The 11,924-nt window shown below is 35.7% G+C and carries 13 protein-coding genes; 12 read left to right on the top strand and 1 reads right to left on the bottom strand.

The genetic code is table 11. The features are described 5' to 3' along the window. The first annotated feature begins 218 nt into the window (after window positions 1–218). From ABS916_RS12635 to ABS916_RS12600, 8 genes are all read left to right on the top strand, one after another. A complete protein-coding gene (locus tag ABS916_RS12635; protein WP_350452242.1) occupies window positions 219–1,859 on the top strand; it encodes a phosphoenolpyruvate carboxykinase (ATP) in 1,641 nt (546 codons plus the stop codon). 82 nt (window positions 1,860–1,941) lie between these two features. Further along, window positions 1,942–3,357 carry an oxaloacetate decarboxylase subunit alpha gene (locus tag ABS916_RS12630; RefSeq protein ID WP_350452241.1) on the top strand — a complete coding sequence of 472 codons (1,416 nt, stop codon included), beginning with the start codon at window positions 1,942–1,944 and terminating at the stop codon, window positions 3,355–3,357. 16 nt (window positions 3,358–3,373) lie between these two features. Beyond that, a complete protein-coding gene (locus tag ABS916_RS12625) occupies window positions 3,374–3,670 on the top strand; it encodes an oxaloacetate decarboxylase (protein ID WP_350452240.1) in 297 nt (98 codons plus the stop codon). A gap of 13 nt (window positions 3,671–3,683) precedes the next feature. Further along, window positions 3,684–4,034, top strand: a complete 351-nt coding sequence (locus ABS916_RS12620; protein WP_350452239.1) for a biotin/lipoyl-containing protein — start codon at window positions 3,684–3,686, stop codon at window positions 4,032–4,034. 45 nt (window positions 4,035–4,079) lie between these two features. Beyond that, window positions 4,080–5,201, top strand: coding sequence for a sodium ion-translocating decarboxylase subunit beta (locus ABS916_RS12615; protein WP_350452238.1), 1,122 nt, complete (start codon window positions 4,080–4,082; stop codon window positions 5,199–5,201). Window positions 5,202–5,227: 26 nt separating this feature from the next. Next, on the top strand, window positions 5,228–5,365 hold the full coding sequence (locus ABS916_RS12610) for an OadG-related small transporter subunit (protein ID WP_350452237.1): 138 nt from the start codon (window positions 5,228–5,230) through the stop codon (window positions 5,363–5,365). A gap of 98 nt (window positions 5,366–5,463) precedes the next feature. Beyond that, window positions 5,464–6,723 carry an aspartate aminotransferase type Ic gene (locus tag ABS916_RS12605; RefSeq protein ID WP_350452236.1) on the top strand — a complete coding sequence of 420 codons (1,260 nt, stop codon included), beginning with the start codon at window positions 5,464–5,466 and terminating at the stop codon, window positions 6,721–6,723. A gap of 138 nt (window positions 6,724–6,861) precedes the next feature. Next, window positions 6,862–7,371, top strand: coding sequence for a YtxH domain-containing protein (locus ABS916_RS12600; protein WP_350452235.1), 510 nt, complete (start codon window positions 6,862–6,864; stop codon window positions 7,369–7,371). 59 nt (window positions 7,372–7,430) lie between these two features. Here the strand turns inward: ABS916_RS12600 and ABS916_RS12595 are convergent, their stop codons facing one another. Next, a complete protein-coding gene (locus ABS916_RS12595; RefSeq protein WP_350452234.1) occupies window positions 7,431–7,865 on the bottom strand; it encodes a DUF2188 domain-containing protein in 435 nt (144 codons plus the stop codon). A gap of 198 nt (window positions 7,866–8,063) precedes the next feature. Here ABS916_RS12595 and ABS916_RS12590 point away from each other — a divergent pair, with 198 nt between their 5' ends. From ABS916_RS12590 to ABS916_RS12575, 4 genes are all read left to right on the top strand, one after another. Next, on the top strand, window positions 8,064–8,912 hold the full coding sequence (locus tag ABS916_RS12590) for a methyltransferase domain-containing protein (RefSeq protein WP_350452233.1): 849 nt from the start codon (window positions 8,064–8,066) through the stop codon (window positions 8,910–8,912). 477 nt (window positions 8,913–9,389) lie between these two features. Further along, window positions 9,390–9,899 (top strand): tRNA (uridine(34)/cytosine(34)/5-carboxymethylaminomethyluridine(34)-2'-O)-methyltransferase TrmL, encoded by a 510-nt coding sequence (trmL, locus tag ABS916_RS12585; protein ID WP_350452232.1) that lies wholly within the window; start codon window positions 9,390–9,392, stop codon window positions 9,897–9,899. Between the two features lie 181 nt (window positions 9,900–10,080). After that, window positions 10,081–11,331: a thiolase family protein gene (locus ABS916_RS12580; RefSeq protein WP_350452231.1), complete on the top strand. Its 1,251-nt coding sequence runs from the start codon at window positions 10,081–10,083 to the stop codon at window positions 11,329–11,331. Between the two features lie 2 nt (window positions 11,332–11,333). Beyond that, window positions 11,334–11,867, top strand: coding sequence for an acyl-CoA thioesterase (locus tag ABS916_RS12575; protein ID WP_350452230.1), 534 nt, complete (start codon window positions 11,334–11,336; stop codon window positions 11,865–11,867). Window positions 11,868–11,924: the final 57 nt, after the last annotated feature.

Genomic DNA, 11,924 nt, shown 5'->3' with positions numbered 1-11,924 from the left:
GCCGGTATACTAAAGAGCCCCAAGAACGAATTCGTTCTTGGGGCTCTTTTTTTGTAATATAAGGATACTTTATTCTTTATTTTTGTGCTATCTGTTATGATGGTGGTGTAAATATCGGATGTTTTCTATTTGATGTAAGTGCTTGTGAATTTAAGTAAATTCTATTGATTTTATGTATATGTCCGTTCAAATGTATTGACCAAAAAGGAGAGGATAATATGTCAACGAGATCTACTTTTTCAAAAGCTGAAATTAGAAAAAACAACCCACTATTTTCGCCATTACGTGCGGTAGTAGAAACAACGATGTATGGGAATAATATTAATGAAGTAGGAACGATTGAAGAAGCGTACTTACTGGCTAAAGAATCAATTCATACTGTTGTAACAGATTTATTAGTTAAGTATCCAGAAAAGTTAGGCTTACCATTTGGAGCAAAAGTTCTGGTTGAGAATGGTGGAGCTGTAGTAGGCCGTACAGCTGCAGCAAAACGTATTCTAGGAGAAAATCCTGAAGAAGATGCTAAATTGGCTCCAATCATTCGAGAAGCTATTTATCAAGGTGAAAATAAAATGCGCTATAAAGGAACAGCTTACGTTGGTTTAGATCCTGAATTTATGGTGAAAGCTCATTTGAGTGTACCTGTTGGCCAAGAAAATAACTTATACTCTTGGTTATTAAATTTTCAAATTTGTAATGAATTGTACGACGAAATGTATCTCGAATCAAGACCAATAAATGAAGGCGATATCTTTATTTATCAGGATCCAGAATGGCATCATCCGGATTATCCGATGGGTCTGGCTTATTTTGATTCAGAGCATAACACAGCGGTCATTTTAGGCATGAATTATTTTGGAGAGTTAAAGAAAGCAACGTTAACACTTGCTTGGGGTACAGCTCACCGTTTAGGATATGTTGCATGTCATGGTGGACAAAAAAAATTCACTTTAACGAATGGAAAAAATTATGTTTCAGCATTCTTTGGACTATCCGGATCAGGAAAGTCTACATTAACACATGCTAAACATGAACATAAATATGAGGTGGAAGTTTTGCATGATGATGCATTCATTATTTCCCTAAAGAATGGTTCGTCTATTGCATTAGAACCTGCTTATTTTGATAAAACACAAGATTACCCTTCAGACCATGTTGAAGTTGATTATTTTGTGACTGTACAAAATGTAGCGGTCACGTTAGATGAAAATGGCGATAAAGTTCTACTGACAGAAGATCTGCGTAATGGTAACGGTAGAACCATAAAATCACGGTACTCTACTTCAAATCGTGTAGATAAATTTGATGAACCCATAGATGCAATCTATTGGATCATGAAAGATGAAAGCTTACCACCCGTAATTAAAATAAATGACCCGATACTTGCTGCAACATTTGGAGCTACCTTAGCTACAAAACGTTCAACAGCTGAGCGCTTAAAAAAAGGGATCGATGTCAATAAACTTGTGATTGAACCATATGCAAATCCATTCCGCATTTACCCACTTGAAGAAGACTACCATCATTTTAAAGCATTATTTTCTGACCAAAACATCGACTGTTATATTTTAAATACAGGCTATTTTGGAGACAAAAAGGTTACTGCAGCTATTACATTAAGTAGTATTGAATCGATCGTTGAAGGAACAGCAGAATATAAACCTTTTGGAACCCTAAATGATTTGAGTTACCTAGTGGTTGATGGATATGAGCCCAAATTTGACGATCAAGAGTATCATCAGTTGGTTCAAGAACGTCTAAACATGCGTGTAGCTTATATTCAAGAAGAAAAGAAAAAAAATCAAATGAATGTTTTGCCAGACGAAGCATTAGAAGCCATGCAATCATTGATTGAATAAAAAGATAGCACTTGCATTAATGGTCAGTTGTTTTATTTGTTTTACCTAATCCTTTTCATTTACTAGAAAGGAGTATGAAAAAATGAAAGAACACACGGTTGAAATTATGGAAACCGTTTTGAGAGATGCTCATCAAAGTTTAATGGCTACAAGAATGTCGACGCAAGAAATGTTGCCTATTATTGAAAAAATGGACCAGGTTGGTTACTATTCACTGGAATGTTGGGGAGGAGCTACTTTTGATGCTGCGATTCGTTTTCTAAATGAAGATCCCTGGGAAAGGTTAAGAGCCATCAAAGAAAGAGCACCACATACTAGGTTACAAATGCTGTTGAGGGGTCAGAATCTATTGGGTTATCGGCATTATGCAGATGATATTGTAGAAAAGTTTGTTGAAAAAGCTAGTGAAAATGGCATAGATATTTTCAGGATTTTTGATGCCTTAAATGATGCTAGAAATTTGGAAGCTTCCTTAAAAGCAGTGAAAAAATATGGAAAACATGCTCAATTGACTATTTGTTACACCATAAGCGAAGTGCATACAATAGAGTATTATATTCAGTTAGCTAAAGAACTGGAAAAAATGGGTGCAGATTCAATTTGTATAAAAGACATGGCTGGTATATTAACACCGTTTGTGGCAAAGGAACTTGTGCATGCGCTGAAAAACGTTCTTACTGTACCGCTTAGTTTGCACACTCATGCTACAAGTGGTGTTTCGCAAATGACGTATTTAATGGCCGTTGAAGCTGGTGTAGATATGATTGACACCGCTATTTCACCTTTTTCAGAGGGAACGAGTCAACCACCTACTGAATCAATGGCTATTGCATTAAATGAGGGGTTTGCAACTACAAAGTTAAATCTCCAGTTATTGGAAGAAATTGCTGATTATTTTAAACCTATTCGAGATAAGTATTTAGCTAATCAGCAACTGGATCCAAAAATGATGGCTGTAGATCCGAAAGCGCTGTTGTACCAAGTTCCTGGAGGGATGTTATCCAATCTGTATTCACAATTAAAACAAGCCAATGCGACTGAAAAATATGAAGCAGTCTTGAAGGAGGTCCCACAAGTTCGTAAGGATTTAGGATACCCACCACTAGTAACTCCTATGAGTCAAATGGTGGGTACGCAAGCGGTCTTTAATGTCCTAACGGGAGAGCGTTACAAGATGGTTCCAAATGAAATCAAAGAGTATTTACAGGGTTCATATGGACGTTCGCCAATGCCGATTAGCAACGATTTCAGGAAGCAGATTATCCATAATGAACCCGTTATTACGGATAGACCAGCTGATCACCTTCAACCAGAGTTTGAACGTTTGAAAAAAGAGATAGGAAATAATGCAAGAACGGATGAAGATGTCTTAACGTATGCATTATTTCCACAAGTTGGAAAAGAATTTCTAATCAAAAAATACTCGACGGAAAATGTTGAACAAAAAAAAGAGACAATAGATGAGGAGCAAACCATTAGAATATCTGCCTATCTATAAAAAATGAGGTGAGAAAATGGAACGGTTTTCTTATTTGGATATAGTGGTGATTACCGTAGTTGGATTGCTAGTTTTATTTGTACTGCTTATTGTGTGGCAATTGTTTCGTCAGTTGATTCAAATGCGAGCAAATCAACATAAAGGCAATCATCAAACAGAGACATCTGTCCAAACAAACCAAGATTTTCCAGCACTTGCTCAGGATGAAGATGAAGAAACCAAAATAATTGCTGTTTTAATGGCATTGATCTTAGCCAATGAGGATCGACAAGATAAGACTTATCAAGTATCAAAGATTGAGCGAATTCGCTAAAGGGAGTGCGCTGATGAAAAATTATGAGATAACAGTAAATGGTAAAGTGTATCAGGTTTCAGTAAAGGAAATTGATGGGGAATTGAATAAGATTAAAGAAAATGAAACCATGAGTTCTGACAAAAACAATAGCGATCAGTTGGAGGGAGTATCGATTACAGCTCCTATGCCAGGAAGAATTTTGTCTGTTAAGGTACAAGAAAATCAATCCGTAAAAGCAGGAGAAACAGTCTGTTTATTAGAAGCAATGAAGATGGAGAACGAAATTGTTGCGCCAGTTGATGGCATCGTCTCGCAAATAAAGGTTCAATCTAATCAATCGGTAGAAGCTGGAGAAGTTCTGGTCTTTATTACTTCAAATTAAGAATAATTATTTCCGTTTCAAATTCCTAGTGAGGGAGGAGATATTTTGAGTACTTTTTTTTCTGGTATATTATCCATTTCAATTGGACAAATCATTATGATGGCCATCGGGGCATGCTTAATGTATCTAGGCATTAAGAAAAAATTTGAACCGACTTTGCTAGTTCCTATGGGAATTGGAACACTGTTGGTTAATTTTCCACAATCTGGCTTAATTACTCAATTAGTAAATAATCAAGAACAAGAGGGCATCCTCAATGTTTTGTTTGATTTTGGAATTGCGACTGAAGTCTTCCCTCTGTTGATTTTTATTGGGGTTGGAGCGATGATCGACTTTGGACCATTGCTGCAAAAACCAATTTTATTACTTTTTGGAGCTTCTGCTCAATTTGGGATTTTCTTTACGATCTTAGTTGCGGTTATTTTTGGTTTTGATATTTTAGAAGCTGCTTCGATTGGCATTATCGGTGCAGCAGATGGACCTACCTCTATTTTTGTTGCGTTGCAGTTAGCCCCACAATTATTAGGTCCTATTACTATAGCCGCATACTCCTATATGGCTTTGGTACCGATTATTCAGCCGTTAGCGATCAAGGCTGTAACGACAAAGAAAGAACGATTGATAAGGATGCATTATAACTCGTCATCTATCTCAAAAACAGTTCGGATTCTCTTTCCTATCGTTGTTATCATTGTATCCGGATTTATAGCACCAGTTTCTTTACCATTAGTTGGGTTTTTAATGTTTGGTAACTTGCTAAGAGAGTGTGGGGTTTTAGATCGATTAAGCCATACTGCTCAAAATGAGTTAGTAAACATTGTTAGTATCTTACTGGGTTTAACCATCTCAGTTAAAATGACAGCAGAATTATTTTTAACTATAGATTCGTTATTAATTATCGGGTTTGGATTGATTGCATTTATTATGGATACTGTTGCTGGGGTACTATTTGCCAAATTGATTAATCTGTTTCGTAAAGAAAAAATTAATCCTATGATTGGTGCGGCTGGTATTTCTGCATTTCCGATGTCTGCTCGAGTTATCCAAAAAATGGCTCAAGAAGAAGATAAAGAAAATTTTGTCTTGATGCATGCGGCAGGAGCAAATGTTTCAGGACAGATTGCTTCAGTAATTGCCGGTGGTCTATTACTAGGATACTTTTCATAATTTTGTAAGAAGAAAGTGGTGAAAAGATGTTTGATGTTGACTATACAGCCTTACAACAAGGTTTGGAATTAATGGGGTATGGAATGATGGGTATTTTTATGGTATTAGGGATTCTTTTCTTAGCTTGTACGGGTTTAGTCAAATGGTTTTCCAATAAGAATTAAGATAAGCACTACCGAGTTCCTCTCGAACTTTCTTTTGCTTTCTTAATTGTTCTTCGCTATACTTTTTTAGAAGAGTAAAAGCGAAAGGAGACAAAGAAATGAAACAATCAGCAGAAGAGTTAACAAAATATTACACTCACTTAAAAATAAGTTATGACAAATATGTAGATCAACCGTTGAATTTAAATATAAAAAGAGGCATACCGAGCAAAGAACAATTACAATTATCACAACCAATGTTGGACGTATTTTCTTCCTCATCAGATTTTATGAGTCAAGGTAATGTAGATATTCGAAATTATGGAGAATTAACGGGTATTTATGAAGCTAAAAAGTTATTCTCTGAACTTTTAGAAACCAATTTGGATGAGATTTTGATTGGAGGAAACTCTAGTTTAAGCTTAATGCACTTAGCAATCGTATCTAATCTACTTTCCAGAAAGAAAGTTCCTCTTTCTAACGACACAATTAAGTTTTTATGTCCCAGCCCAGGATATGATCGTCATTTTGCAATGACGGAAAATTTAGGCATTGAGATGATCTCGATTGAATTAAAAGAAGATGGTCCTGATATGGATGAAGTAGAAAGACTTGTAAAGAATGATGCTGCTATAAAAGGAATTTGGTGTGTTCCTACGTATAGTAATCCAACGGGTATAACCTACTCAGATGAAGTGGTTGACCGCTTAGCCAACATGAAGACAGGATCAGAGGACTTCATGGTTCTTTGGGACAATGCCTACCTTGTACATCATTTGACGAACGATAAGCATTCAGCTAAAAATTTATTAACTGCTTGTAAAGCTGCTGGAAATCCAGATCGTGCATGGATGTTTTGTTCAACATCAAAAATCACTTTTCCAGGTGCCGGTGTATCAGCTTTAGGAGCAAGTAAACGTAATATTGACATAGTAGCAAAAGAACTTTCTTTTCAAACGATTGGATTTGATAAAATCAATCAAATGCGTCATGTGAAGTTTTTAAAAAATAAAAACCACATCTCTCAACATATGGACGACCATGCACGTATTTTAAAACCAAAGTTTGATTTGATCAATCAAAAACTAACGGATTATTTTGCAGGTAAAGATTACGTGAAGTGGACAGAACCAAAAGGTGGTTATTTTGTTCATTTGACTACCAAAAATGGATGTGCAACTGATATTGTTCATGCATTAGCTGAAATTGGGGTAGCCATAACAGAGGCAGGAGCAACCTATCCATACGGTGATAATCCTAAAGATAACAGTATTCGCTTAGCACCAACACCAGTATCACTAGAGGATTTAGATGCAGCAATGGATGCCATTTGTTTATGTATTGAATCTATTAGTTTGAAAAAAGAATTATCTTTGTAAAACAAAAATGGAAATGAAAAAGGGTAACTTTTGTTATATTGAATCTAAAAATGTAGAATGATAGTAGAAGTAATTGAAGTCCGAAATTTTTTATGAGAAACTTCAATTTTAGTTTTATCACAGAGAGGAAGATGACAAATGTCAAAAGGAACATTTTTATTTGGAGCAGCAATAGGAGGAGCGACAGCATATGTAGCAGCTTACTTATTTGCACCTAAATCTGGAGAAGAGTATCAATTAGAGCTGAGAGATAAAGCAGAAATGCTGAAAGAATCTTCTAGCGATTATATGTCGATTGCTAAAGAACGTGGCGGAGATTTTAAAGCTATTGCAACAGATGCAGCAGTTGGTTTGAAAACAGATGTGCAATTGGTCTCAAAACAATTAGCAGAACAACTTAAGATGGACTCTCAAATTCTAAAAGCAGATTTGAAAGACGTTAAGGATGGCGTACCCGGAAGCAAAGAAACTTTAAAAGCTAATTTAAGCGAGGCTGTAAACGAAGCAAAATATACTGCTGTAGGTTTGAAAGATCAAGTCAGTCAAACAACTTCAGAAGCAAAAGATATTTCAAAAGCGGTTGTGGGTGAAGCAAAAATGGAAATTGATGAAGCTAAAGTTGAAAATAATCCAGTAGACACTTTTTAAAGAGTTGTTTAAAAAAATAAGGCACTTGCGATGAGATACCTTATCGCAAGTGCCTTATTTTAATGTTGTTTTGTGCCATCTTTTTTATAAATGATGACTTCAGAGTCCTTGTTTGCAGCAATTTCTTTAGCGCGATTTACTGCATCACTCTTTTTATCGAATGTATCACTGGCTCGTTTGGCTTCTTTTGTTTTGACCGACCAATGATCGTCTTCATAAAAAACTTCAACAGGATTATCTAGTAACTTGGGGTTAGCACTTGAAGTATCGTGCTGATCATTTTTTTTAGGATTGTTTTCTTTATCAAAGGTTTCTTTTTCATCTTTAGAAGCATCCTCCATCCACGATTTAGCCTGTGAAACCGCAATTGGAATAGCCCGGTCATCTTCATATCCATTAGCTAAAAGGGCATTAGCAATTTCAATCGTCTTTTTTCGTAATAGTGGGTCAAAGTTCTTTAATGAAACAGGGTAATCATTCAAATCCCATGGCATAAAAATTAGCCTCCTTTTAACTGTTTGTTTAAGTCTGTTATACCATTCTTCGTTTAATCAAACAAATAAAAAGATTGACTGACTATTTTTATAGTAATTATGAAATAACCGATTAAAAATGGTATATTGTTAGATGGGTATTTAAACAGTGTACTGGATAAGAAGATAAATACTATCTTACATGGAAGAAGGCTATATATGAAGAAAATAGAAGCAGCTGCATTGTTTATGAAAGAAAATAGCGGGTTGTTCCAGTGTCCAATTTGTGAAGAGGCATTTAGTGAGATAAATGGAAATAGTTTAAGTTGTCTAAATGGACATCTTTTTGATATTTCAAAAAAAGGTACACTATATTTCTTATTAAAAGGAACAAAAAATGAGTATGACAAAGAAATGTTGTCTTCACGATTTAACATTGCAACTGCAGGCTTATTTCATCCTTTATTAGATGAACTATATTCAAGTATTGCTGAAAAAGAATATGGACATACTTTAGATGTTGGCTGTGGAGAAGGTTCTCAACTAGATTATTTAACAGAGTTAGGGTTAAAGGGTCAAAAAATTGGCTTTGATATCTCTAAAGATGCCATTCAATTAGCAGCAACGCATTTTTCTAGTGCCTTTTGGTGTGTTGCGGATTTAGCACAATCACCGTTTGCTACACAACAGTATGATACAATATTAAATATTTTTTCACCTTCAAATTACAAAGAATTTGATCGTCTTTTAAAAAAAGGTGGCCAAGTTATTAAAGTAGTTCCTGAAAAAGAGTATTTGATTGAATTAAGACAACTGCTTTACCGTGATCAAGAAGAAAAGCAAACTTATTCAAATGAGGTCGTGATCGCGAAGTTTAAAGAACATTTTCCGTTGATGGAAATTAAAACGATCAAGTATTCATTTGATTTAACGCCATCATTATTTGCAGACCTAATGAAGATGACTCCATTAAGTTGGGGCGCTAGTTCAGGGGCTAAAGAATATGCCATGGATCATCCATTAAAAAAAATCACCATTGATGTTTGTGTCTTAATTGGACAAAAATAAAGAGCATTGTGAACGAATTGTGAACTTTGTGTTAATATATACCGTTTTCATGAACAATCTCAGCCGCAGACACTTGCAACAATACCACAGCGATGTTATATTACCTATAAGTTCTTAAACGTCATTCGTTTTTATCAGGAATCCATCAGATTTTGATAAAAGTTAATGAATTGTAACAGGCTTAACTAACGTATCGTTTCGCAGTGCTGGACACCGAAGCGATGCGTTTTTTTGTGCTCTTTTTTTTCTTGTTGGCCTATCTTTTAGTGTAGTTGAATTTTTACGAAAGATTTTTTGTTTTTAAAATGAAAATACGCTAAAATAGACGAGAAGATTGAGTTTCTGGAAGAGGTATTAACAAAAGAAGAAGACAAAAAAGCCTATTATGAAATACAACAGGCTATTGAAACCATTAAAAGTAAAAGAGAGAAAAAAAGATAATTCATTAAGGGTTATTTTAGGAGGAACTTGATTAACATGACAAACCATATTGCTTTATTTGAACCGCAGATACCTGCAAATACAGGAAACATAGCTCGAACGTGTGCAGCAACAAATACACATTTGCATTTGATCGAACCTTTAGGATTTCAAACGGACGATAAACATTTAAAAAGAGCCGGATTGGATTATTGGAATGAAGTCCATATCACGTATCATAAAAATTTAGCAGCATTTATGGAAGTTGCACAAAAGGGTCAACTACATTTGATTACAAAATTTGGTCATCGCGTCTATAGTGATGTTGATTATGCAGCAACTGAAGGCGACCATTATTTTCTATTTGGCAAAGAAACGACTGGTTTACCAGAAGAATTTATGCGCGAGCACGAAGAGGATTGTTTGCGTATTCCGATGAATGATGAGCACGTGCGTTCATTGAACTTATCCAATACAGCGGCTATTTTAATTTATGAGGCTCTCCGTCAACAAGATTTTAAAGGTATGGAATTAGCTCACCACTACGACAACGACAAACTGGATTAATAATAACCTTAAGGATCAAATTTATTTGATCCTTATTTGTTGAATTAAATGACAATAATTATCTTAAAGGTAAAGCTTTTCTTAATATTGCTTAAATAGGGCAATGTGGTTTGATAATCTTTTTCGCAAGAATTATAATGAATAAGAATGCATCCCTATAAGTTAAGGAGAGGTTTAATTTATGCCAAGATTTAAAACTGATGATCCCATTGTTATTGTTGGAGCAGCACGTACACCAATTGGTGCTTATTTAGGAGGGTTAAAAACCGTTCCTACAGGAGAACTAGGAGCGATTGCGCTCAAAGAGGCTATAAAGCGAGCTGGCTTAACGAGTGAAGAGATAGATGAAGTCATTGCTGGCCAAGCAATGGGAACGCAAGAGGAAAGCAATATTGGACGCGTAATAGGGTTAAAGGCGGGCTTGAGACAGCAATCGACGGGAATGACGGTAAATCGTATTTGTGGTTCAGGTATTCAATCCGCTATTTCAGCCACGCAAGAATTGATGACAATGGATGTTAATTTTATTGCTGCTGGTGGCGTGGAAAGTTTGTCTCGCTCAGAGTATTATTTACCGCTCGAATCAAGATGGGAAGGCTTTAAAGCCGGAAACTTTAATGTTATTGATGCAAACTTAGCACTTCATATGCATGCTCAACCCAATGCACAATACCCTGAAGTTCATCATATGGGAGATACTGCAGAAAAAATTGCTGAAAAGTATGCAATCACGAGAGAAGAACAAGATACCTATGCCATGGATAGTCAACGCAAAGCTGCTCAAGCTATTGACAATGGACGCCTTGCTCAAGAGATCATTCCAGTTGAAGTAAAAGGACGCAAAGGCAGCATAACTGTCATTGATACAGATGAACATCCTAGACCAGGAACAAATATGGAGAGCTTAGCTAGATTAAAGCCGGCTTTTCGTAAAGATGGTAAAGGTACGATAACTGCTGGAAACGCTTCTGGGTTGAATGATGGGGCAGCTTTTGAGATTTTTACTAAAGCTTCTGTTGCAAAAGAGCGTGGACTAGATGTAATGGCTAAAATTGTTGATTTTGCAATAGCTGGGTGTGACCCAAATGTAATGGGATTGGGCCCTGTTTATGCAATCAATAAAGTTTTGGAACAATCTAATTTGACACTTGAAGATATTGATATTTTAGAAATCAATGAGGCTTTTTCCGCTCAAATACTCGGTTGTATGAAAGAATTAGGAATTGAACCTGGTTCAAAAATGTACAATCGGTTGAATCCAAATGGTGGAGCTGTAGCATTAGGTCATCCTTTAGGGATGTCAGGAGCTCGTATCATTACTTCACTTTGTTATGAATTTAAAAACCACCCTGAAAAAAAATACGCCATTGCATCTGCTTGCATTGGTGGCGGACAAGGAATCGCTTTGTTATTAGAGAATGGATCTGTTTAAGCATGAATGAAAAAAGACCTGTAAAAAGATGTCGCGAATCATTAGTGGTTCAAACAAATCGTATCTTCCCAAATCAATTGAACAATCACGGAACATTATTTGGAGGAGAACTTATGAGTATGCTGGATGTTGCAGCTTCGATAGCCGTGACCAAGCATGCTCGTACACAATCCGTAACAGCTTCAACGGATTCAGTAGATTTTTTGCATCCCATTCAACGAAATGATGCGATTACTATTGAAGCGTATGTTTCAGGTGTTGGAAAATCATCTGTAGAAGTTTTTTGTAAAGTTATCGGAGAGAATTTACTTACCGGAGAACAATATTTAGCAGTCACAGCTTTTTTAACATTTGTGGCTTTTAAAAACGATAAAAGTAAAGCAATCGTACCTTTGATCGAACCTGAAACGGAAGAAGAATTGTTTATCTGCAATGGATACGAAGAGCGGAATAAAAACCGTTTTATTAAAAGAGAATTCAATAAACAATTTGCTCAAAAGATTACATTAACGAACTCTTGGATGGATGAAGATTAAAAAATAAACAAGAAAAAGGGATTAAGACGTTTGTCTTAATCCCTTTTTCTTGTTTAT

It is taken from the genome of Carnobacterium sp. (genome assembly GCF_040274945.1).
Lineage (GTDB): Bacteria > Bacillota > Bacilli > Lactobacillales > Carnobacteriaceae > Carnobacterium_B.
The sequence above is the reverse complement of the archived record's forward strand: the minus strand, read 5'-3'. Positions and strand labels throughout refer to the sequence as shown.